The following is a 22982-nucleotide window of genomic DNA, read 5'->3' on the forward strand; positions in this document are numbered from 1 at the left end:
CGGCATTTATATTTTACTCATCGGTTTGATTAATTCGTTTCAACTTTATGTGTGATGTTTTAGGTACGCAGCTACATGCTAAAATACGGTTATTTCGCCTAATTGCAGATTGCGTCATTGGTACGACATCTCCCTCAATTAACTCCACCTGACATCGCCCGCAAATACCGGTTCGACAAGAATACGGAATTTCAATATCATGCTGTTCTAATTGTTCTAATAATGGCTGCTGATTATTGCCCGTAAAAGAAATCGATTCAAAATTGACTTGGCATGGTTGTGCTTTCGTTATATCTTCTCTTGGAAATGATTTTATATAGTTCTTGGCGGTTTGCCTTTCTAATATTTCAATTTTATCATTCACTGATATTACGCCACAGTTTCGCGCTATCATATTGATGCCGAAATCAATATCACCTTGCTCATCTTGCCTAAAATAACGTAATGTTTTTAGTGGTTCATTGTCAGGGTAATATTGATGGGTAGTTAAATTGACGCGCGTCATTACACAACGGCTACATGGCTTAACTAAGTCAAAAATAATATGACCAATCTTGATTGTTTTCCAGCCGTCCTCAGCAAAGGGGAGTGCGCCGTCAATAATAATGTTACCGCGAAATTGCGTAATACTCAGTTTTTCAGGGCATTGTTGTTGCAAATAGTTAAATGATGCGGTATTTAGTAGCAGATAAGGGTAGCCATCAGCAAAAGCCAACGGTGTCGCTGGATAGCGTTTTACCACACGATCTGGCAATTGGCCAATCCAGCGTAGTTGTACATCTTTATGCAAAAACTCACTCAAAAAACGATTCACACTGATTGATGCAATATGTGACGTAAACTGGTTTCCCCAAACTTCAGTAGGCTCCTGGGTTGCAGAAAAGTCACTATAGTTAACTTGTATACTTTTTTGATGGTTCAATGTGATTAAAACACCCAATGAATTTAATGTGGTTTTTAGCTGTAATAGTTGTGGCGTTTCACGGGCAGTGATAAATGAGCCATCAGGTTCACTGACCATAAAAATACGATCATGCTTTAGCCCTGTTAAAAGTGCCTCACTAGATTGTAACGCAATACCTTGCATTGATTTAATAGGGTGGATATAGAGTTGATTAACAAAGACCATAATATTCACAAAAGCAAAAAAATAGGCAATTAGTATAACGTTAATTAGACTTAAGTGGTAAGAAGAGTTTTATGTCTATTTCACAAGGGTAACGTTTTATAATGGGTATTAAACATTAATTATTGTATAACAACTAAACATTATGCAGATAATCAATCATCGAATAGCAGATCATAATATCATTAGAACCTTAAAATTAGGTACGAGAAAAATATTAATGGTTTAGCGTAAAATTTGCGATTAATAATGGACATAGCCATAATTTTAGTGTAAATTGCATTTGTCTCGATTGAGATTCCTCTCTATCTATCCACCAAGTTGAATAATGATAGTGCTCAGCGTTAGTGGACAGTGCAATATTATAATACAATTAAGTAATATCAAAGTTTATTAAATTAAGTTAAACCTTTTTTATTGCATAAAGAGATGACAATTTAGGTTATTCATTGTGTTGGTCGATCCAAAAATTTAACCAGCATGAATATAAATAAAATTAAATTATACATATCAAAATTACCCTCAAGAATCTAATAAATTATGAATCTAACTGAATTAAAAACAAAACCGGTATCTGAGCTCGTCGCGCTTGGTGAAAAAACAATGGGGCTTGAAAATTTAGCCCGTCTACGCAAACAAGACATTATTTTCGCAATTTTAAAACAGCACGCTAAAAGTGGTGAAGACATTTTTGGTGATGGTGTGCTTGAAATTTTGCAAGATGGTTTTGGTTTTTTACGTTCAGCTGACAGTTCATATTTAGCTGGGCCTGATGATATTTATGTTTCGCCAAGCCAGATCAGACGATTCAATTTAAGAACGGGTGATACAATTTCAGGAAAGATACGCCCCCCTAAAGAAGGTGAACGCTATTTTGCCTTATTAAAAGTCAATGAAGTTAACCACGACAAACCAGAAGACGCCCGCAATAAAATCCTTTTTGAAAACTTAACACCACTGCATGCAAACTCAAGACTTCGTATGGAACGCGGTAACGGTTCGACTGAAGATTTAACCACACGAGTTTTAGACTTAGCTTCGCCAATTGGTAAAGGTCAACGTGGTTTGATTGTTGCGCCACCAAAAGCGGGTAAAACCATGTTGCTACAAAACATTGCACAAAGTTTAGCGACTAACTATCCTGAGTGTGAGTTAATGGTTTTATTAATTGATGAACGTCCTGAAGAAGTAACAGAAATGCAGCGTTTAGTTAAAGGTGAAGTTATTGCCTCAACATTTGATGAACCCGCTGCGCGTCACGTTCAAGTTGCTGAAATGGTGATTGAACGTGCTAAACGTCTTGTAGAACACAAAAAAGATGTCATTATTTTGTTAGACTCGATTACACGTCTTGCTCGTGCTTATAATACTGTCGCGCCATCTTCTGGTAAAGTATTAACGGGCGGTGTTGATGCGAATGCCTTACATCGTCCAAAACGTTTCTTTGGTGCTGCGCGTAATGTTGAAGAAGGCGGTAGCTTAACGATTATAGCAACAGCATTGGTTGATACTGGTTCAAAAATGGATGAAGTGATTTATGAAGAGTTTAAAGGTACCGGTAATATGGAACTTCATTTGTCGCGTAAAATTGCTGAACGTCGTGTCTTCCCTGCGATTGACTTTAATCGTTCTGGTACGCGTAAAGAAGAGTTAATGACCTCTCCTGATGAATTACAAAAAATGTGGATTCTGCGTAAGATTCTTAACCCAATGGGTGAAATTGATGCGATGGAATTCCTAATTGATAAATTATCTATGACCAAAACCAACGAAGAATTCTTCGATATGATGAAACGTTCATAAGCCTTATCAATTGGAAAAAGAGTTAATAATTTAACAAATTGATTTTTATATAGAAAAAAAAGCTGCTAAATTTAAGCAGCTTTTTTTATTTGTCTAAGTATGGTTTAATAACCAAGTGAATTTATCAACGATTAAGCGAATAGAACAATAAGAGGTTTAACATGTCTAAGCAAGAAATTGGTGTCATTGGAATGGCTGTTATGGGCCGTAATTTAGCATTGAATATTGAAAGCCGTGGTTATTCAGTTTCAATTTATAACCGTTCTAAAGACAAAACCGATGAGGTAATGGCAGAGCATCCTGGTAAACAGCTTGTTCCTTATTATACACTACCTGATTTTGTTAATTCATTAGAAAAACCTCGACGTATTTTGATTATGGTTCAAGCGGGTCGCGGTACAGATGCGGTTATTGATGAGCTTAAACCTTTACTTGATAAAGGCGATATTATTATTGATGGAGGAAATGCTTATTTTGAAGATACCATTCGACGCAATAAAGCATTATCTGAAGCAGGTTTTAACTTTATTGGTGCCGGTGTATCTGGCGGTGAAGAAGGCGCATTAAAAGGACCTTCAATCATGCCGGGAGGTCAAAAAGAAGCCTACCAACTGGTTGCTCCAATCCTCGAAAAAATTGCGGCTGAAGTTAATGGCGAACCTTGTGTCGCGTATATTGGTCCAAATGGTGCGGGTCATTATGTTAAAATGGCACACAATGGTATCGAATATGGCGATATGCAGTTAATTGCGGAAAGTTATTCATTATTAAAACATGCAGCCGGTTTAACGAATGATGAAATCGCTGCGGTATTTAGTGAATGGAATAAAGGCGAACTCAACAGTTACTTAATTGAAATTACTGCTGACATCTTTAAACATAAAGAACCGTCTGGCATTCATTTAGTCGATGTGATTCTTGATGCTGCGGGTAATAAAGGAACGGGGAAATGGACAAGCCAAAGTGCGTTAGATTTAGGTGAGCCATTATCGTTAATTACAGAGTCTGTTTTTGCTCGTTATTTATCTGCTATTAAAGATCAGCGCGTTGCTGCTGCTAAACTACTAAGTGGTCCACAGACCGCAATCGAAAGTGATAATAAAGCTGAACTTATTGAAAAAATTCGTAAAGCCCTTTACATGGGTAAAATCATTTCTTATGCACAAGGTTTTGCTCAATTAAAAGCAGCTTCACAACACTATAGCTGGTCACTCAATTATGGCGAGATTGCTAAAATCTTTAGAGCTGGCTGTATTATTCGTGCTCAATTTTTACAGAAAATAACCGAAGCGTATGAAAGCGAAGAAGAAGTGGTTAACTTATTGTTGACGCCTTACTTTAAGCAAACAGTTGAAGCTTATCAACAATCATTACGTGATGTGGTTTCATTTGCTGTACAACATGGTATTCCAGTGCCGACGCTGTCAGCGGCGATTGCTTATTACGATAGCTATCGTAGTGCAGTATTACCTGCAAACCTAATTCAAGCTCAGCGCGATTATTTTGGTGCGCATACTTACCAACGCACCGATAAAGAGGGTGTGTTCCATACTGATTGGATGGGAATTGAAGGGAAAAAATAAGTTATATACAAAGTAAAAGGCGACCCAGGTCGCCTTTTTTTATACTGTAATTACCGATTATGATAATTTTTTAACGAAACGCTCTGTTTAATTAGCCAAATAATGTTTCTAGCCATTGAACACCAAAGGCGCCCGGTGCTAACATGACAAAAGCCCAAACAGGGGCAGATGTCACATTTGCGATATTAAATTTTAAGTTAGGCATGTGCATCGCCCCTGCAATTAACGGCACAACGGCACGTAGCGGCCCGAAAAAACGACCAATAAATACCCCCATCAAACCATAACGATGAAAGAATTGTTCTGCACGGTATACTGTTTTGGGGTGTTTGTTCAACGGCCATGAATTGATGATTTTTTCATGATAATGTTTACCAAGCCAGTATGAGACCCAGTCCCCGACAATTGCACCCGCAGATGCGGCTAATAGCGTTGGGATAAATGGAATAAGGTCGGCACCAATTAACGCTCCCGTTCCTAATAAAATAGCGGTGGCAGGGATAAGCAACGAGACAATTGCTAAGGATTCACCAAACGCTAAAAGAAAAATAATCGGTAGTGCCCAAACTTGGTGATTTTTAATAAACTCCATAATAATTTGGGTAATTTCTTGTAATGACATGCTAATAGCACTCTCCATGTTTTAAACAAACTTGCCAGTTAACGAAGTTGTTTGGTTAAGGTTAATCCGTTTGCAAATAGATTGCGATTCCTTTATCTTAATCATCTATTTTACAATAAGCAAAACCAAATTATATAAAGAATATTTAAAGAATTTATGCAATAAGGGTAAATTATGGTTGAGGTGTGTAAATCACTGAGTGTGACAAAATTTCAAGAGAGTAAACTGCAATCTACACAAAATGATGTAATCGCTGTCGAGATGCCGGTTGCCTTAGTTTATAATGGTATTTCTCATGTCGTCATGATGGCAACACCAAAAGACTTAGAGAATTTTGCCTTGGGATTTTCATTAACAGAAGGTATCATCCAGGATCCTAGTGAGATATATGGTATTGATATTGAGCAAACGACCAAAGGCATTCAAGTACAAATAGAACTATCGTCGCGTCGTTTTAGTGCCTTAAAAGAAAAACGCCGTAATCTTACCGGTCGTACTGGCTGTGGTATTTGTGGAACAGAGCAGATTGACGAAGTATGCAAAGTACTGCCTTATTTAAAGACTCGCACCAAACTATCATTAGCTGATTTTAAAGAAAGCTTACATTATTTAAAACAGGTACAGGTTGTCGGTCAACAAACTGGCTGCACGCATGCGGCTGTTTGGCTTAATAATAGCGGGCAATTTCTGGCAGGCTTTGAAGATATCGGCCGTCATGTTGCTTTAGATAAACTACTAGGTTATAGAGCTAAGCAAACTGTACAAGATGGCATTATTGTTGTCTCAAGTCGTGCAAGTTATGAGATGGTTCAAAAGGTGGCAAATTGCGGTGTTGAGGTTTTATTTGCTGTGTCTGCCGCAACGTCCATGGCCGTAAATATGGCTGAACAATGCAATTTAACCCTGGTGGGTTTTTTCCGCGGTGAAAAAGGGGTGATCTACGCTGGCCATCAACGATTAACAATAGATAAATAATAAGGTTAATAATGCAATATTATCATGTTGATGTATTTTCTCATTTGCCTCTTATGGGTAATGGTTTAACCGTTGTATTACCCGCGTCTCCTATTAGCCAAGATGTCATGCAAAGTATGACTCAAGAATTTAAACAATTTGAAAGTATTTTTATTACACCAGCACAAAACGATGATCACTTCATTGCTCGGATTTTTACGGTTGAAGAAGAATTACAATTTGCGGGTCACCCGGTGATTGGCGCTGCAGCGGTGATTCATCACCATTTTTTTAATGAACAAGCACAAAAAATAATTTACCTTCAACTTGGGGAACGGATTATTTCGGTTCATTCTCAAAAACATGCTCAATTTTATACCGCGGTGATGAACCAAGGAAAGGCGCAGTTTATCAATTTGGTTGAATCATCTTATCGGAAACCAATTGCACATTCACTCAGTTTGCAAGTATCCGATCTGGATGAAACACTTCCTATTGAAGTTGTTTCAACGGGATTACCTTATTTATTAGTCCCGGTAAAATCATCATTAGCTCAGGTAAAGATAAATCACGCTAACTATCATCAATTTTTGGCGCAATTTAATGCTAAATTTGTTTATGTTTTTAATTCCACAACGTTAGAATGCCGTACTTGGGATAATCAAGGACTTGTTGAAGATGTTGCAACAGGAAGTGCGGCCGGGCCTTTAGCAGCATATTTGGTGAAAAATAAGCGAGCAAGTTATAACCAACCCATTCGATTGCAACAAGGCAAATATGCTAACCGACCATCAACGATTCATGCCCAAGTTGATAAACAAACAGAAAATATTACTATTGAAGGTGATGTGAGTTTTTTTGCTAAGGGGGATATCTTTAATTGATATGTGTTTTCTGTATATGATTAATAATCAAAAGATATATTGACGGATAAAGCGGTTCGCCAATATATCTTGTCATAAGTTTATATCTGATGTTTATTTAGAATATTGCTGTAATAACTCTTGAGCATACTCTAAACGTACTTTTTTCTCGGCAACCATTTGCTTAACGATTTTTTCAAGTATTTCGCCTTTTGCGCCCGCAACGCTTGCAATATTACGCGCATGCAGTGACATATGTCCTTTTTGGATACCATCTGTTGCGAGTGCTCTAATCGCAGCGAGGTTTTGCGCAAGCCCAACCGCTGCAATAACGCCGCCTAGTTCATAAGATGATGTGACGCCCAAAATTTTAATTGCAACTTTAGCCACTGGGTGAATTTTGGTTGCACCGCCGACTAAACCAACTGCCATAGGAACTTCGATGGTACCCGTTAAATCGCCGTTATGATCTTTTTCCCAAGTTGTTAAAGAAGTATATCGCCCCGAGATACTGGCGTAAGCATGTGCACCCGATTCAATGGCACGAGTATCATTACCGGTTGCCATAACAACTGGCGTGATACCATTCATGATTCCCTTATTATGGGTTACCGCTCTAAATGGATCGGCTTCAGCAAAAGCATAGGCAGACAAGACTTTATCAACCACTTCCTCACCACCAATATCTTCTTTTGCAATGGTGACACGGGCTCTTGCTAAACGATAAATGGCAAGATTAGATAAAATTCGTAGCGCTGCTTTGCCTTTTGTTAACTCTTCCAAAAATGGCGCAACCGCTTCAGCCATCGTATTGACAGCATTCGCCCCCATCGCATCTAGCGTATTGACTTTGAGATGAACAACAACCATGCTACCAATTAATTTAGAGTCGACAATACGCGTTTCAACATCTAATGCACCCCCACCATGTTTAATTAATACAGGGTCTTGGGCATTACAGATATCAATAATTTTTTGTTTGTTTTCAGCAATAATAATGCTGGCATGATGCGGGTTGACCAAATCGGTTAATTGGATTTGTGAAATCATGACCGTACCCGACATGCTGGTATGGAATCCACCTTTAGCGCGTGCCATTTTAGCAGCATTACTTGCCGCGGCAACAACTGAGGCTTCTTCTGTTACCATTGGGATAACATAGTCTTTGCCATTAATGATAAAATTTGTCGCGACGGCGAGTGGTAATGAAAAACGGCCGATCACATTTTCAATCATATTATTGCTGATTTCTTCTGTTAATGAATTTGGATCGGCAATAATATTTTTTTCTTCTGCAGTAAGATCAGCAAACTGACTTATTAGATCACGGCGCTCTGCCACTGAATTTTTATAAAAACCTGAATATTGACTACTTTTTTTCATTTCAAATCCCTCTTGAATTTATTCGATTTCCAATTTCATTCGCATTAAAGCAGATCCCATTGATTTGCCTAATGTATCCATACGAAGTGATAACGTCGCACCGCCACCTAAGGCATGCTTCATCACGAAGTTTAAACCACATAAGGTGTCCACTTCATAGCGCGTAATATCCCCTTTTACCATTTCGCCAAAATGGTGTTTAACGCGTTCTGTCGTTAACAGCGATTTTAGCAGTGGATAGTCTTTGGGATCCCTAGCATAAACACAAATATTACTGGTATCGCCTTTATCACCGGAGCGGCCATGTGCAATATCTTTTAAATAAATTGTTTTTTTAGACATCTTATTTTACCTCCACAATGTGTGATGTAAGTTTAATTGCATCACGTGGCACAAACGTTGGCCATAGACCGATTAATTCTTGAACTTTTGCTCGTCCGCCAAAGAAACTTGCACCAGGAGGACCATTAAGTTGTAGTGGTGACACCTCTGGAATTATTTTTGCTGCTTCTTCTTTAGTGTCGGTGCGGATAGCGATTCTTAATACCACTTCATTCATCTCTTTAACTAACTCAGGTGACATGTTAGCAACGTCAAGATGCAATGAATTTAAGCCTATATAGTCGATTTTAATTTCAACGGCTTGCAGGTTTTTACGTTTCATTTTTTTCATTAAAATATCGGCAGCGTATTGCGCTTTTTCATACGCATCAGGCCATGCAAAACTTAAATGAGTCACCACTTTATAACCAGCTAAATAACCCACACACAATTTAAGATCATCCGGTCGAGGTTTACCATGAATATCACTTACTAATACGCGATCATGGCCGACTTCGGCTAATTTAACCTGGCTAACATCAACATTTACATCAGGCGTTAAATAATTGGCTGGATCGTGTACTTCATAAAGTAATTGCTCTTTACAGGTTTGTTCAGTGATTAAGCCGCCACAGTTATCGGGTTTGGTAATCACTAAGCTGTCTTCAGTCATCTCAGCGATCGGGAACCCTAACTGATCCATATCAGGGACACTACGCCAATCATAATCAAAGTTACCACCTGAACCTTGCCCACCACATTCAAGTAAATGACCAGCCATAATACCTCGAGCTAAGTTATCCCAATCATCGGCTTGCCAACCAAACTCATGTTTAAAGGGGGCTAAAAATAGGGCTGAATCAGCCGCTCTTCCGGTAACAATAACATCAGCACCTTGTTTTAAACATTCTTCAATGGGTTCATGTCCAAAATAGACATTCACATTAACGATTTTATCTTGAATTTCCTCAAGTTTACGTCCATTATCAATGTTTCTAAACTCAATACCGCTAGCGATTAAATCCGGAATCTGATCCATAATATCATCACCAAGCACATAGCCGATTTTATAACCGTGCATGTTGTTTTTTTCAGCGATTTGTTTAATCGCATCCACACAACCTGTTACGTTCATCCCACCAGCATTAGAAATAATTTTGATTTTTTTATCAAAACATTCTTTACCAACCGTATTGACGAGTTTAACAAAATCACTTGCATAGCCAGCATTAGGATTTTTTAGTTTTTGCCTTTGCATTATTGATAATGTCAGTTCAGCTAAAAAGTCACATGCTAAATAATTAATTTTACCTTCTTTTACCATATGAATTGCTGCATCGGGACTATCACCCCAGAATCCTTGGCCTCCACCTACTGAAATTTTTTTCATTTGACGCTAACCTCCATAATTCCCACAATAAATTTATCATCATAATCAGTTAAGCAAAATTAATGCCAACTACTAACTTATTGATTTTAAAGGTTAAAGTTAAAAAGTGTTAACTGCGTCACAAAAATTTGTCTCAGGGCGATTTTTAGTCATCAATATAGCGAAATATCCCGCCATACGGGCTTGTTTTATTGAATAATCATCAAAAACCCGTTCAAGCAATTTATTTTGCCATATCTGTCAAAAATGATTGTCAAAACTGTCATTTTATGTCATTTTTGTCACTAAACAATGTATTCGATGGAATTGCCATGAAACTCGCTAATATTATGAAACCACAACTTGATAATTTAACGCTTAATCATCATGATGCGGTATTAGATGTCTCAATGAATGTGGAGGATATTGATGCTAAGCAGTTGAAGAACATGCCCAATTTGATTTATGTCAATGATTCTAAGAACAAAATTGTTGGTAGTGTTAATAAATCAACACTGGAATATGTGAGTTCTAAAATCCATCTTTTACCACCTTATGCCTTAATGGACTATTTTAATGAAGCCATTATATTTGTTGATGAACAGGGGAAAATCTATTTTGCTAACAGTGCTTACAGCAAAATTTTAGGTGTCCCACTGGGTAAAATTATTGGTAAGACGATTTATGAGGTCGAACCCCATGCTGCTTTGATTGATGTACTGCAATATAAAACCCCATTTTATAAAGAAAAACAATACATTAAAACTGTTGATAAGTATGTGTCTGTCAAAATTAATCCCATTTTTGAAAAAGATATTTTTATTGGCGCTTATTCCATTTTTAGTGATGTCAGCGAAGTCAATCGCTTGTCTGAAGAGGTGAATCGTATCACCCAGTTAGCGGAGGATTACAGTACTCAGATCAATGCACAAAATGAACTCAAAAAATTGAAAATTATTGGTAATTCACCTGAGTTTGTTAAAGTGATAAAACAATCGTTAACGGTTGCTAAAACGGATGTTAGCGTGTTATTGCGTGGTGAAAATGGGGTAGGTAAAGAGGTGATTGCAAAACTGATTTATGAACATAGTCAGCGCAGTGATAAACCGTTTATCACGGTTAACTGCTCAGCCATTCCTGAACAATTAATTGAAAGTGAATTATTTGGTTATGAGGATGGGGCCTTTACTGGTGCTGCGAAAGGCGGATCGATGGGGAAATTTCAGTTGGCTGACGGTGGGACTATTTTCTTAGATGAAATTGGCGATATGCCTTTTTTTATGCAATCCAAATTGTTGCGAGTATTACAGGAAGGTGAGATTGAAAAAATTGGGCGTAAAAAGAATATTCCGGTTAATGTCAGAGTGATTGCTGCAACCAATCAGCCACTCGAAATAATGATTCATAATAAACAGTTTCGTGAAGATTTATACTATCGTTTAAACGTTGTATCGCTTAAGTTACCCGCATTGAGAGAACGGCGCGAAGACATCATGTTATTGACCAATTTCTTTCTTAAAAAGTTTAATAAAAAATATCACAAAAATGCCACGATTGCGCATTCTGTATTTAAATATCTCTACCAATATGATTGGCCTGGAAACATTCGTGAATTACAAAATAGTATTGAGCGTGCCGTGATTTTCTCAACGGATGGTATGGTCAATGAAGAATCAATCTTATTTAACCAACCTTCATATCCTGTTGCGGATACCGTTGATGTCCCGGTGGTTGAACTTAAAGATGATCACATCGTTCCAGCTTTAGATGAAGCGGTTAAAGCCTTGGAAATACAATTAATCAAACAAAGTTTAACGCAGCATGATAATGATAAAGATGCCGCAGCAAACCAACTCAATATCAGTAAACGTACTTTTTACCGTAAATTAAAAGCGTATCAACTCTGTTGATATCCTTTCGCTAATTGGCATACAATCGAATGATTGATGCCAAGGCCTTATTTTTACACATTTTTATTGTCATTAATTATTGTTATCAGTCTTGATGACGTTCATATAGTGAAATAAATTTTGTGAATTACCTCTCATTTTTAATTTAAAAAAATCTAACTTCCAAATTTTGGTACAGCTTTTGCTTAATCCTATTAGATGCAAAAAAACGCGTTAAATGCTTTATCTCAAGATCATTAACTCAAAATGAAGGAAACGCATTTAACAATATTTGAGTCACTAATGTGTTAGGAACATAATTAAAAATGCTTGGAGGTGTAAATGAATAAATCTTCTAGTCCCAAGACTAAGCAGACGTTTTATCAAGTCTGGAATGACAGTGTCGTGATTAAAGATTTAGTGATAGCGATGATAATTAATATTGTGTTGACAGTAATTTTTCTTTATTCGGCAATCTATATATTAAGTTCTTATGTCACTGATCCTAATATCATGAAAGGGTATAGTTTATTGATTGGTTTAATTGGTTGTGTATTAGGGGCAATCATCTGTATGAAACTGTTTAAACCAAAACGTGTCATTGAAACAGACGTTGAAAATAATGACAATTTATATACCGTAATAACAGGATTTGTTGATTACACCGCCGAACACAGCATATCAACATTGCCTAACAATGCTAAAGAAGAACTAAAAACATTGGGTATGTACGAACTGTTTATTAAAGCAGAGCAAGAGGCGAACACAAAAGTTAAGGAGGATAACTAGCATGGAATATTCAATCATATCCGAGATATTGATTGCGATCGCATTTGGTATCGGTGGCGCAGTGATATTTTCAGCCATTGGCTTAATATCAGGAACGGATGAAACCGCAACCATGTTGCCTTTAACCTTATTAGTCGTCATTTTAGGCGCGCCACCTGCCGCTATTCTAACGTTCTTTTTATCGGGTGCGATTTCAAAACACATCACGCACTCTGTTCCCACAACGATGCTGGGTATTCCAGGTGACACGATGGCAATACCCATGATCGAAGATGCCAATAAACTACGTAAATTAGGGATCCCGCATGTTGCCTTACAAAAAATGGCTGCATCAGCGATTTTCTCTGCCTTTATTGCGATTCCTGTTGCGGTATTGATTGGATCTTTCTTGGCCGGTTACGCAGAATCAATTAAAGGCATTGCACCAGTTTTATTTGCGGTAGTCGCGATTGTTATTGCTTATTTCTCATCGGGTAAATTTGCATCAATCTTTTTGTTGATTCCCTTTATTGTGATTATTTTAGGCTTAAAACACGTTACGTCTTACTACAATGAGAACTTGATCGTATGTTATTTTCTTGGTATTGCAGTGGGGCCATTGATTTTTGAATTAATGAAAACCTTATCGCCAGTTACACGTAATAGCTTACGCTTAGAACATGAAAATCATGTTACGCTTGTGACAAGTGTTGGCACAAAAACGAGCTTAAATCCACTTAAAAAACTGGATAAAACCCAAAAGAAATGGATTATTCCAAGTGTGATATTTTCAAGTATGACGTTTGTTTTTAGTCCGGTTGCCTTAACGGTCATTTTTGGTGAATTTGTACATGCCAAAATTAAAAACACTTATCATAAACTTACCACCTCATTATGTGTTAAAGAAGCCGTGACCGAAGCAACCTATATTGCTGAAACATTAATCCCATTAATTGCCATTGGTTTACCTCTCAGTCCTGTTTCATTAGGGCCTGCATCGCCTCTTTTTGTGGCGGGTGACCGTTTTGTGGCTAATCCATCGACAGGTGAAATCAATAACTTACATAATTTGTTAAGCCAATGGGAGTTTTTAGGATTTGGTCTACTTTCAGTGGTGATTGCCGCCTGTATTGCTTACCCATTTGTGGTCAAATGTGCGCCAGCTGCCGCCCGTTTTGTGAGTGAAAAAATTGGCCATGAAGTGATTATCTCTGCGTTCATTGGTCTAATTTGTTTAATTGGTTTATGGGAAGGGGGATTAATCGGTATCTTTGTTATTCTTACATTAGGCGTAGTAGGGGGCGCTTTAGGTAAACTCGGCTTTAACTCAGGGGTACAATTTATGGGGTATTATACCGCATTAAGTATTCCAGCCATTCTCACCATGTTAGGTTTAGCATAACCCTGATGAGGTAATGGGTAAGTATCTGATTATCGATGATGAACAATAATAAAGGCACGGTAATGAATATGATTATCGTGCCTTTTTATTGAATGCTAAGATAGTGTGATCAACGAGCCCATAACAAAATCGATACTTGGCTATGTTATGCGTTGATAGAGATCAATAAATTCACTGCATAAGATTTTAAATGTTTCCGCGCTCATTAATTGATCTTCCGCATGGATCAATAGTAGCGAAAGGTGATCTCGCATCCCTTGTGCTTCTGCTTGTACCAATTTTGCATGAACACTGTGACCGTGATTAAAACTTTGTTGTCCTGCATGTATTAACGTTTGAGCTTGGGCAAAATCACCTTGTTTAGCCGATTGAATTGCTTGAATGAATGATGAGCGGGCATCACCAACATGGCAAATAAGCTCAAAACAGATCTGTTGTATATCCATCCTAAACATTCCCTTCAATCGTTGCTAATGCTTGGTTAAGAATTTTTTCACCCTTCATCATGCCGTAATCCATTGTATCAATCACCAATACCGGAATAGATTTTGCTTCGGCTTGAACTTTATCTTTTAAAAATCGGACTTGTGGTCCAAGTAAGATAACATCAGTTTGTGATAAATGCTCACTAAGTGCTTGTTCTGCAATGGCTTTAATATTGACTTGTTGATTAAGCTTAACCGCCGCTTCTTGCATTTTTTTTACCATCATACTGGTCGACATACCGGTTGAACACATTAATAAAATATTTTTCATAACTCACTCCTTACTGAGAAATTAATGATTGTCCATGACTTTGGATAACCTGTTGATACCAGTAAAAACTGGCTTTTTTATAGCGCTGCAATGTTTTAAGATCCGTATCGGTTCTGTCGACATAGACAAAACCATAACGTTTGTTGTAACCATTGCTGGTGCTCATTAAGTCCATAAATGACCAGGGATAATAGCCCATTACTGGCACACCATCTGAAATGGCTAATTGCAACTGTTGTAAATGTTTTTTTAGGTAGTCAATGCGGTAGTCATCTGCAACCTGTCCATCGACTAACTCATCATAAGCACCTAAGCCATTTTCGGTGATCATTAGTGGTAATTGATAACGATCATAGAGTTTGCGGCACGCTAATCTGATCCCAACTGGATCAATTTCCCAATCCCAATCACTACGTTCTAAGTAAGGATTGCTTGCTCCTGCGTATAAGCCCGGAAATTGTGGGTAAACATAACGGCCTTTTTGACCGGCTAAATTGAACTTGGGTTGTGTTTGTATTTGATGTTGTGAACAATATTTTGCAACGTCACTTTGGTAATAATTAAAGGCGATAAAATCCGCTTTCGCACTCGCAATCAGATCTAATTCATCTTGAGCTAATCGAATATCTAAACCGCGTTCAGAAAAATAGTTGATTACAGTTGGGTTCTGTCGTCCAAGACAAAGTAAATCGAGTGGATAAAATGTTCTAAACTCATCTTCGTTGAGTGCTGCCATCACATCGTTAGGATCACACGTAGCCGGATAGGCAATAGCATAGCCAATACAGGGGCCAATTTTAGCTTGTGGTAATAAACGATGACAGCAATTAATCACTTTAGCATTAGCCAGTGCCATCACACGATTAACTTGAAAACGCCAACGTTCAACATCAATACCCGTGGGGACGCCACCAATCAAATCAGGGTAAAGCACGACATTATTCGATTCACAGATGGTCATGAAATAAGATACCTTATGACCATATTCAGTAAAGCAGGTTGTAGCAAAGCGTAAGAAATCATCAATCATTTGCTCGTTATACCAGCCAGCATAAGCATCTTGTAACGCTTGTGGGTGATCAAAATGATAGAGCGTAACCAGTGGTGTAATTTGATTTTTTAGCAATTCATCAATTAATTGATGATAAAACGCAACGCCTTGGGGATTAAGCGTTTTACCATCTGGATAAAGACGTGGCCAACTAATAGAAAGTCGGTAAGATTTTAATCCAAGTTCTTTCATCAATGCCACATCTTGCTGATAACGATGATAATGATCAGACGTTACTGACGTATCATGAAATGCATTACTGTGATTTTTACTATCTTGGACAGAAAGCCCTTTACCATCTTCAAGATACGCGCCCTCTACCTGATAAGCAGCCGTTGCTGCGCCCCATAAAAAATCAGCAGGAAAGGGTTTCAATGTTATATGATCCATTAAGCAGTTTCTCCTTGTTTTTGGGTATTTTCAGCTAACTCTTTTTGATAAAATTGTTTATCAGCAATGCGTAAGAATGGGTAATAAACCAACATTGAAATCATCACAATCATTAATGACCAAATTGTGGTTGATATGCTGCCACCAGTCATTAAAAAACCGACGATAACAGGTGGGGTAGTCCATGGGAGGTTTGCAACATGTGGCATGGCAATAATGCCAGATTGCATTAAAAAGAAGGTTAAACCGGCTAAAACACCGGGTGTCAGGATAAATGGCACCATAAACAAGGGGTTAAAACAAATAGGTGTACCAAAAATAATGGGTTCATTAATGTTAAAAATACCAGGTCCAATCGACATTCTGCCTAAGGTTTTAAAATAGCGACTCTTTGCGGTCAATGACATTAAGATCACTAACCCTAATGTGGCACCTGTGCCACCAGCCCATATCATGGCATCGGTTGCATTTGTAGCCGCATACATCAGCGGTTCACCCGCTAGGTAAGCTTTTTCATTTAATGCACCGTTTTGCATTAAAAATGGTAAAGCAACCCCAATTACTACTTGTGAGTTAATACCACAAAAAAAGACGAGAGCACACAGCATATGGTAAATGGCATAACCAGGCACAGAGTTTAGAGCATAGGTAACTGGCGAAAGTAAGGTGGCAATAATGGCATTTAAATTAAAGTGAAATACCACCACTAGAATACCAAAAAATGTCAGTAAAAATAATGCAGGAAGGAGTGAGGTAAAGGATTGGCTGACCGCTTCGGGCACGCCACTTGGCATTTTGATACCAATATTTTTCTTTTTAAACAATTCGAGTGTTTTTAAGGTGATAAATCCAACTAAAATTGCAGTGATAAGACCAACCGTCCCCAGACCTTCGACATTTAAAAAGTATTCACCATCCTCAGCCATTTGGTATTGTGACAACATAAAAATACTTACTGATGTTGCAATACTGACAAACACATCTTGCTTATATTCTAAAGCACCATAGTAAGCAATGCTGGCAGCGGTTAACAGCCCCATAATACCGGTTGTTGCATTAAAAATGGTATTAAAAAGGGGGGAGGCCGGTAACATAAAAAGAGCAATAGGTTCGTAGGGAATGTTTGACAGTAAAATTGACATACTGCCGATAATCAATAGTGCCATACAAGCACACATGGCATTGCGAATAATGGTTAAGGGTTTATTGCTGCCAACTTTAACCGCAATTGGCATAAGATGTTTTTCCAAAAAATTGGTCGATTTATTTTCCATTTCGGTATTTCCTTCTTTTTCGGCCTGAATTTTAATGAACTGTAGAATTTTTTGGCTATCGATATTGCCGTAATCTTCACGTTCTATCACCAACACAGGAATGTTTCTATCTTTTCCTAGCTGGGTAATTCGTGTGAGTTCAGCGATATTTTGTGGTGCAATTAAGACCATATCAGCTTTATCAAGCTGCATCTCAATTTGCCCTGTACTGAGCGCCATAAAACGATAATCTACGTCAATGTTTTTTGCTGCTTCACGTAATGCTTTAGCAACAATGCTTGATGACATACCGGTACTGCAACACAATAATATGTTCATGTTATGTCTCCTATTGAGTTAATCTTAGCCGATATACTCAATAACCTGTATGGACGAAATTGCCACATTTAATGTGGCATTATTTGAAGGAATGGTGCTGGAGTGTTTGTTCGGCTTCATTAACCGTTAATTTAAGCAAGTGGGTTAATGTATCAAAGGTGGGATCATTGTCGAGTTGCTTGAGTTTTTGATTGTCACTCATTAAATTGACTAAACTTTCGTGTAGTAGCTGTAGCGAATCATGTTCATCGTGGCGAATATTGAGCATAAAGATATAACGCACACATTGTTTATCCCACTTGATGGGTTTGGCTAAAATCGCGACCGAAACAAAGGTCTGGATTCCATAATGGTGGATTGGATGGGGGAAGGCGATACCATTGCCAAATTCGGTTGCGGATAATTTTTCACGTTCGATGACTAACTGCACAAAATCATCGCCAATCGGGATGGTTTGCGTAATCTTTTGACACATCTCGCCGATTAAATCAAAGCGTCCTTGACTCTGTAAATCGGTAAAAAACAGTTTAGGTGAAAAGTAACGATCAACCATATTCACTTCTGTGGGTGGGTTACTTAAACAGCGTTCAACGTGCAGTTCATCATGATTATCTAAAAAGTAATGAACACGTAAAATGGGGATATGGGTTTTAAATGGAATATCAACGGTTGAAATAATATAATCAAACGTCTGCTGATCAAAATGTTGCAATTCATAGAGCGGAACGACTTTCATCTGTTCGATATAATGACCAAAACGTTGTTTAATACGGTACAACAACAGTTGTGAACTCCCCATTCCACTGGCACAGACGATAATAATATTGCGTTTTGTATGGATCTGTTTTTGGCGTTCTAAAGCAAGTGCAAAATGAATTGCCATGTAGCCTATCTCAGCCTCGTTGACGATTAAGCCCGTTTGCTGATGGATGACTTGACCCGATAACACGGCAATGTCAAAGGCTTTCACATTTTGTTCTTTAATTTGTTCGAGCATTGGATTGTTAATATTGAGTTTATAAGCAAGCCGATCTAGCATCGGTTTAAAATGCAGTGCTAGCAATGTGTACAGTTCAAAGTCTTCGCTAAAGTTAATCTTAAATACAGCATTGATATGATCAAAAATTTGGTTAAAAAGTTGCTCCGTTTCTGGCGTAATGACAAAGGCATTATCGTGATTGAAACTGCGCTTGCCCATTAAATGAATGGTGATGAAATAGATTTCTGGCTCTGGTAACGTAACCGTAAAGTGTTTGGCAATATTATGAGCTAACTGCCTAGCAACCGCAAATTCACTGCGCTTTTCAAGTACGCGATATTCATCACTGATTTGGTGATTATAATGATTTTTGGTTATGCGCATTAAGGCTATTTCAAGGTGAATAATCAGGTTTTGAAAGCCTAAATCCGTCAGCTTAATCTTATGTTCGGCCAATACTTCAATTAAGAGTGAGCGGATATTGGCTCGGGTCGTATTGTCTTGATCATGACGGCACAGTAATTGTTGATAATTGTCATCATAAAAAAAATAACGAGCAATGGCTTGCCGTAAATCCAGTTCATTACCCACAACTTTTATGCCATAACCTGGCTTACTGTGCCAGTGTAAATTAAATCGAGTAAGCTCATCACGTACTGATTTTAAATAGTGATTTAACGTGGAACGACTAATATAAATGTCATCAGCAATATCATCTAATTTGACGTAATCATCTGCCGATAAGAACGTGCGAATTAAATAATTAATGCGTTCTTGTGCCTGAACGGGTAAAACAAAATGACGACGTTGTTCATCTTTTAATAATGTTTTAATGAAGGCGTAATAGTGTGTTTCATTAATAATGACCAGTTCATAGCCGACACCGTGTTTTGACGCAATTTCAATACCATTTTCATGTAACGATTGACGGAAACGGCTAATATCATCGCGTAAAGTACGCGGTTTAATGTTCAATTCGTGGCAAATGGTTTTACTGCTAATGGGCTGATCATGTTTACTTAATAACTTAATCAATAAGGCAATGCGATAATTTGTCATCATTTTGGGCACAGCAGTTAAAAAATGTGCCCAAGATAATAGGCTAAAAAGCGATCTTGTTGAAGACGATTTTAGTAAAGTTGTGATGTAACATGGGCTTTGTTACATGAATCGGCTTGATTTATCACCAAAACTCTTATCTTACCGATTATATTGTCAATGATCACCTTGCCACTCAAAATGTGCACGGACATCAGTGAATCAAATCATGAAAATAGTCAGGTGTTGTGTTATACTAAGCGGCAATATTGCGATTAAAAATGGATATAAAGCAAATGGTTGAAGCACAGCATAAAAAAGAGTTAGAACGCCAATTATGGAATATTGCCAATACACTGCGCGGTAATATGAGCGCCGACGAATTCCGTGATTATATTTTGGGTTTTATTTTCTATAAATACCTGTCTGAGCGAATGGAACAGTATGCGGATGATTTACTAAAACCCGATAATCTCACGTATCGTCAATTAACCACTGATCAGCAAACCATATTGGATGATATTAAACAAGAATCCGTTGACTATTTAGGCTATTTTTTACTGCCCAATGAGTTGTTTGAAGTGCTTGCTGAGAAAGGTAAGAACGGGGAATTTATTCTGGATGATTTGGGCGAAGTGCTGCGCCATATTGAACAAAGTACGATGGGCAGCGCCAGCGAAGACGATTTTAACGGTTTATTTTCCGACATTGATTTAACCTCTAACCGCTTAGGTAAAAATCCTAACGAACGCAATCAAATTATTAGCAAAGTGTTTGAGCACTTAAATGAGATTCAATTTTTACTTGATGATACTGAAATTGATGTATTGGGTGATGCTTACGAATACCTCATCGGTCAGTTTGCCAGCGGTGCCGGTAAAAAAGCCGGTGAATTTTACACGCCGCCCATGGTATCAAAATTATTAGCAAAACTCGTTACCGCCGGTAAAACTCGTTTGCGTGATGTGTACGACCCGACTTGTGGTTCCGGTTCGTTATTACTGCGAGTTGCCAAAGAAGTGGGTGTGGATAACGTGGGTTACTTTTATGGTCAAGAAAAAAATCCAAGCACCTATAACCTTGCACGCATGAATATGATTTTGCACGGCGTGCATTATCGCAGTTTTGATATTCAGCAAGATGACACCCTTGAGCGCCCGGCACATAGCGCAAAACGGATGGAAGCGGTAGTGGCCAATCCGCCATTTTCGGCCAATTGGAGTGCGGCTGAGCAGTTTAAAACCGATGATCGCTTTAGTGATTACGGCAAACTGGCTCCAAGCTCAAAAGCCGATTTTGCCTTTGTGCAACATATGTTATCGCACCTTGCTGATGATGGCACTATGGCGGTAGTATTGCCGCATGGTGTGCTGTTCCGTGGCGCAGCGGAAGGGCATATTCGCCGTTATTTATTAGAAACCAAAAATTGGTTAGACGCGGTCATTGGCTTGCCAACCAATATTTTTTATGGCACGTCAATCCCAACTTGTGTGTTGGTGTTTAAAAAGCAGCGCCCACAAGCGGATAATGTGCTGTTTATTGATGCCAGCCAGCATTTCACCAAAGCATCTAACCAAAATTACCTGCAAGATGACGATGTTGAGCGTATTTTTAACGCTTATACCGCACGGCAAAATCACGATAAATATGCCTATGTGGCCAGCTTAAACGAGATTGCTGACAATGATTATAATTTAAATATTCCGCGCTATGTCGATACCTTTGAGGAAGAGGAACAGATTGATTTAAATGCCGTTGCCAGCCAGATTCAGCAGCTTGATAAGGATATGATAGATATTGATAAAACCATTGCTGACTTTTGTGCTGAGCTTAATATTAAAGCGCCATTTTAGGGGACACAATGATGAACAATAAAGTCAACAATGTACCTAAATTGCGGTTTAAAGAGTTTAGTGGGGAGTGGAAACTGGAAAAATTAGGTAAATTTTTAAAAGAATATAAAGAAAAGATTTTAGTAAGTAAAAATGATATTCCAGTATATTCTTCTTCAAGAAATGGTTTACAACCACAAAAAGATTATTTTGATGATTATGAAATTAAGAATGAAAGTTCATATGGTGTTGTACCAAAAGGATATATAACTTATAGACACATGAGTGATGATAATGTTTTTAAATTTAATATAAATAATTTTTTAGATAATATAGCAGTAAGTAAAGAATATCCCGTTTTCTCTGCCGTAAATTTAAATTCGTATTTTTTGTTATATAAATTAAATTTTGGCAAAGATTTTAAAAAATTTGCAATTCAACAAAAATTGGGAGGAACTAGGACTCGGTTATATTATAATAGGTTGTGTGAATGGGTTACTTTTTTCACTTCTCTTAAAGAACAACAAAAAATTGCTGAGTTTTTATCGAGTGTGGATAATAAGCTGCAAGCCTTAAAACAGAAACACCAACTGTTACAGCAATATAAAAAAGGCATGATGCAAAAACTGTTTACACAGCAGATTCGTTTTAAAGATGAAAATGGACAGAATTATCCTGAGTGGAAACCTTCAACATTAGGTAACGTAACATCTTTAATTACTAATGGATTAAGTCTGGAGCAAAATAGTGAACAGAAAGGATATAAAGTTACTCGAATTGAAACAATCTCTGACGGTAAAGTTAATATTAATAAAGTTGGATATGTATTAACTGAAAAAGAGATCAGCAATTATAAGTTAGATAAAGGTGATATGCTATTTAGTAATATAAATAGTTTGTCACATATAGGTAAAATTGCTTATGTGGATAAAGATTATCCTCTTTATCATGGCATGAATTTATTAAGAATCGTTATAGATAAAAAATATAGTAGTTTATTTTATTTTTATCTATTAACAGCAAATAAATATAAACGAAATTTTGAAACAATAGCAAATCAAGCTGTTAATCAAGCCAGTATTAATCAAACAGAATTAAAGAAAACAGTAGTGCCCATTTCTTGTATAAAAGAGCAACAAAAAATCGCTGACTTTCTATCCGCGATAGATCAAAAAATTGAAGGTGTCACTAAACAGATTGAACAGACTGCGTTATTTAAAAAAGGTTTGTTGCAGCAGTTATTTGTGTAAAAGGAGTTTAT

At 37.6% G+C, this 22982-nt stretch carries 19 protein-coding genes; 9 read left to right on the top strand and 10 right to left on the bottom strand.

Annotation, left to right across the window (positions count from 1 at the left end):
* Nucleotides 1-13 precede the first annotated feature (13 nt).
* Complete coding sequence (locus tag ABEA36_RS02980; RefSeq protein WP_345488639.1) at nucleotides 14-1129, bottom strand: YcbX family protein; 1116 nt, start codon at nucleotides 1127-1129, stop codon at nucleotides 14-16.
* Nucleotides 1130-1666: 537 nt separating this feature from the next.
* Here ABEA36_RS02980 and rho point away from each other — a divergent pair.
* Nucleotides 1667-2929: a transcription termination factor Rho gene (rho, locus tag ABEA36_RS02985; protein WP_345488641.1), complete on the top strand. Its 1263-nt coding sequence runs from the start codon at nucleotides 1667-1669 to the stop codon at nucleotides 2927-2929.
* 161 nt (nucleotides 2930-3090) lie between these two features.
* On the top strand, nucleotides 3091-4512 hold the full coding sequence (gndA, locus tag ABEA36_RS02990) for an NADP-dependent phosphogluconate dehydrogenase (protein ID WP_345488643.1): 1422 nt from the start codon (nucleotides 3091-3093) through the stop codon (nucleotides 4510-4512).
* A 91-nt stretch (nucleotides 4513-4603) separates the two neighbouring features.
* On the opposite strand, the gene ABEA36_RS02995 is transcribed toward gndA, so the two are convergent.
* Nucleotides 4604-5134, bottom strand: coding sequence for a DedA family protein (locus ABEA36_RS02995; protein ID WP_345488645.1), 531 nt, complete (start codon nucleotides 5132-5134; stop codon nucleotides 4604-4606).
* 174 nt (nucleotides 5135-5308) lie between these two features.
* On the opposite strand from ABEA36_RS02995, the gene fdhD reads away from it, so the two are divergent.
* Nucleotides 5309-6109, top strand: a complete 801-nt coding sequence (gene fdhD / locus ABEA36_RS03000; protein ID WP_345488647.1) for a formate dehydrogenase accessory sulfurtransferase FdhD — start codon at nucleotides 5309-5311, stop codon at nucleotides 6107-6109.
* 11 nt (nucleotides 6110-6120) lie between these two features.
* Nucleotides 6121-6972, top strand: a complete 852-nt coding sequence (locus ABEA36_RS03005) for a PhzF family phenazine biosynthesis protein (RefSeq protein ID WP_345488649.1) — start codon at nucleotides 6121-6123, stop codon at nucleotides 6970-6972.
* 93 nt (nucleotides 6973-7065) lie between these two features.
* Here the strand turns inward: ABEA36_RS03005 and ABEA36_RS03010 are convergent, their stop codons facing one another.
* From ABEA36_RS03010 to ABEA36_RS03020, 3 genes are read right to left on the bottom strand one after another with little or no spacing between them, the layout of a single operon-like run.
* Nucleotides 7066-8334, bottom strand: coding sequence for a hydroxymethylglutaryl-CoA reductase, degradative (locus ABEA36_RS03010; RefSeq protein ID WP_345488651.1), 1269 nt, complete (start codon nucleotides 8332-8334; stop codon nucleotides 7066-7068).
* An 18-nt stretch (nucleotides 8335-8352) separates the two neighbouring features.
* On the bottom strand, nucleotides 8353-8676 hold the full coding sequence (locus tag ABEA36_RS03015) for an AtuA-related protein (RefSeq protein WP_345488653.1): 324 nt from the start codon (nucleotides 8674-8676) through the stop codon (nucleotides 8353-8355).
* A gap of 1 nt (nucleotide 8677) precedes the next feature.
* Nucleotides 8678-10045 (bottom strand): acyclic terpene utilization AtuA family protein, encoded by a 1368-nt coding sequence (locus tag ABEA36_RS03020; protein WP_345488655.1) that lies wholly within the window; start codon nucleotides 10043-10045, stop codon nucleotides 8678-8680.
* 311 nt (nucleotides 10046-10356) lie between these two features.
* Between ABEA36_RS03020 and ABEA36_RS03025 the strand changes: the two genes are divergently transcribed.
* The 3 genes from ABEA36_RS03025 to ABEA36_RS03035 all read left to right on the top strand — a co-directional run bounded on the left by ABEA36_RS03025 (nucleotide 10357) and on the right by ABEA36_RS03035 (nucleotide 14083).
* A complete protein-coding gene (locus ABEA36_RS03025; RefSeq protein WP_345488658.1) occupies nucleotides 10357-11934 on the top strand; it encodes a sigma-54 interaction domain-containing protein in 1578 nt (525 codons plus the stop codon).
* 321 nt (nucleotides 11935-12255) lie between these two features.
* The gene (locus ABEA36_RS03030) at nucleotides 12256-12702 is read left to right on the top strand and encodes a hypothetical protein (protein WP_345488660.1); all 447 of its coding nucleotides are present in this window, start codon (nucleotides 12256-12258) and stop codon (nucleotides 12700-12702) included.
* Between the two features lies 1 nt (nucleotide 12703).
* Nucleotides 12704-14083: a tripartite tricarboxylate transporter permease gene (locus tag ABEA36_RS03035; protein ID WP_345488662.1), complete on the top strand. Its 1380-nt coding sequence runs from the start codon at nucleotides 12704-12706 to the stop codon at nucleotides 14081-14083.
* Between the two features lie 140 nt (nucleotides 14084-14223).
* On the opposite strand, the gene ABEA36_RS03040 is transcribed toward ABEA36_RS03035, so the two are convergent.
* The 5 genes from ABEA36_RS03040 to ABEA36_RS03060 form a co-directional block, all read right to left on the bottom strand.
* Nucleotides 14224-14529, bottom strand: coding sequence for a PTS sugar transporter subunit IIA (locus ABEA36_RS03040; RefSeq protein WP_345488664.1), 306 nt, complete (start codon nucleotides 14527-14529; stop codon nucleotides 14224-14226).
* Nucleotide 14530: 1 nt separating this feature from the next.
* Nucleotides 14531-14839: a PTS sugar transporter subunit IIB gene (locus tag ABEA36_RS03045; protein ID WP_345488666.1), complete on the bottom strand. Its 309-nt coding sequence runs from the start codon at nucleotides 14837-14839 to the stop codon at nucleotides 14531-14533.
* Between the two features lie 10 nt (nucleotides 14840-14849).
* On the bottom strand, nucleotides 14850-16280 hold the full coding sequence (locus tag ABEA36_RS03050; RefSeq protein WP_345488668.1) for a glycoside hydrolase family 1 protein: 1431 nt from the start codon (nucleotides 16278-16280) through the stop codon (nucleotides 14850-14852).
* Nucleotides 16280-17872: a PTS transporter subunit EIIC gene (locus ABEA36_RS03055; protein ID WP_345488670.1), complete on the bottom strand. Its 1593-nt coding sequence runs from the start codon at nucleotides 17870-17872 to the stop codon at nucleotides 16280-16282. The genes ABEA36_RS03050 and ABEA36_RS03055 overlap by 1 nt, the downstream gene beginning before the upstream one ends.
* Nucleotides 17873-17951: 79 nt before the next feature.
* Complete coding sequence (locus ABEA36_RS03060) at nucleotides 17952-19913, bottom strand: BglG family transcription antiterminator (protein ID WP_345488672.1); 1962 nt, start codon at nucleotides 19911-19913, stop codon at nucleotides 17952-17954.
* A 272-nt stretch (nucleotides 19914-20185) separates the two neighbouring features.
* Between ABEA36_RS03060 and ABEA36_RS03065 the strand changes: the two genes are divergently transcribed.
* On the top strand, nucleotides 20186-21742 hold the full coding sequence (locus tag ABEA36_RS03065; RefSeq protein WP_345490840.1) for a type I restriction-modification system subunit M: 1557 nt from the start codon (nucleotides 20186-20188) through the stop codon (nucleotides 21740-21742).
* Nucleotides 21743-21750: 8 nt separating this feature from the next.
* Nucleotides 21751-22971 (top strand): restriction endonuclease subunit S, encoded by a 1221-nt coding sequence (locus ABEA36_RS03070; RefSeq protein ID WP_345488674.1) that lies wholly within the window; start codon nucleotides 21751-21753, stop codon nucleotides 22969-22971.
* Nucleotides 22972-22982 lie beyond the last annotated feature (11 nt).

This window comes from Orbus sasakiae (assembly GCF_039542345.1).
GTDB lineage: Bacteria > Pseudomonadota > Gammaproteobacteria > Enterobacterales > Orbaceae > Orbus > Orbus sasakiae.

Excerpts from the sequence above, each read along its gene's own strand:
- ABEA36_RS03055 (WP_345488670.1), bottom strand. The coding sequence starts at position 17,872 with ATGAACATATTATTGTGTTGCAGTACCGGTATGTCATCAAGCATTGTT.
- ABEA36_RS03065 (WP_345490840.1), top strand. The coding sequence starts at position 20,186 with ATGGTTGAAGCACAGCATAAAAAAGAGTTAGAACGCCAATTATGGAAT.
- fdhD (WP_345488647.1), top strand. The coding sequence starts at position 5,309 with ATGGTTGAGGTGTGTAAATCACTGAGTGTGACAAAATTTCAAGAGAGT.
- ABEA36_RS03020 (WP_345488655.1), bottom strand. The coding sequence starts at position 10,045 with ATGAAAAAAATTTCAGTAGGTGGAGGCCAAGGATTCTGGGGTGATAGT.
- ABEA36_RS03040 (WP_345488664.1), bottom strand. The coding sequence starts at position 14,529 with ATGGATATACAACAGATCTGTTTTGAGCTTATTTGCCATGTTGGTGAT.
- ABEA36_RS03045 (WP_345488666.1), bottom strand. The coding sequence starts at position 14,839 with ATGAAAAATATTTTATTAATGTGTTCAACCGGTATGTCGACCAGTATG.
- gndA (WP_345488643.1), top strand. The coding sequence starts at position 3,091 with ATGTCTAAGCAAGAAATTGGTGTCATTGGAATGGCTGTTATGGGCCGT.
- rho (WP_345488641.1), top strand. The coding sequence starts at position 1,667 with ATGAATCTAACTGAATTAAAAACAAAACCGGTATCTGAGCTCGTCGCG.
- ABEA36_RS02980 (WP_345488639.1), bottom strand. The coding sequence starts at position 1,129 with ATGGTCTTTGTTAATCAACTCTATATCCACCCTATTAAATCAATGCAA.
- ABEA36_RS03050 (WP_345488668.1), bottom strand. The coding sequence starts at position 16,280 with ATGGATCATATAACATTGAAACCCTTTCCTGCTGATTTTTTATGGGGC.
- ABEA36_RS03010 (WP_345488651.1), bottom strand. The coding sequence starts at position 8,334 with ATGAAAAAAAGTAGTCAATATTCAGGTTTTTATAAAAATTCAGTGGCA.
- ABEA36_RS03005 (WP_345488649.1), top strand. The coding sequence starts at position 6,121 with ATGCAATATTATCATGTTGATGTATTTTCTCATTTGCCTCTTATGGGT.
- ABEA36_RS03035 (WP_345488662.1), top strand. The coding sequence starts at position 12,704 with ATGGAATATTCAATCATATCCGAGATATTGATTGCGATCGCATTTGGT.
- ABEA36_RS03070 (WP_345488674.1), top strand. The coding sequence starts at position 21,751 with ATGATGAACAATAAAGTCAACAATGTACCTAAATTGCGGTTTAAAGAG.
- ABEA36_RS03025 (WP_345488658.1), top strand. The coding sequence starts at position 10,357 with ATGAAACTCGCTAATATTATGAAACCACAACTTGATAATTTAACGCTT.
- ABEA36_RS02995 (WP_345488645.1), bottom strand. The coding sequence starts at position 5,134 with ATGTCATTACAAGAAATTACCCAAATTATTATGGAGTTTATTAAAAAT.
- ABEA36_RS03030 (WP_345488660.1), top strand. The coding sequence starts at position 12,256 with ATGAATAAATCTTCTAGTCCCAAGACTAAGCAGACGTTTTATCAAGTC.
- ABEA36_RS03060 (WP_345488672.1), bottom strand. The coding sequence starts at position 19,913 with ATGATGACAAATTATCGCATTGCCTTATTGATTAAGTTATTAAGTAAA.
- ABEA36_RS03015 (WP_345488653.1), bottom strand. The coding sequence starts at position 8,676 with ATGTCTAAAAAAACAATTTATTTAAAAGATATTGCACATGGCCGCTCC.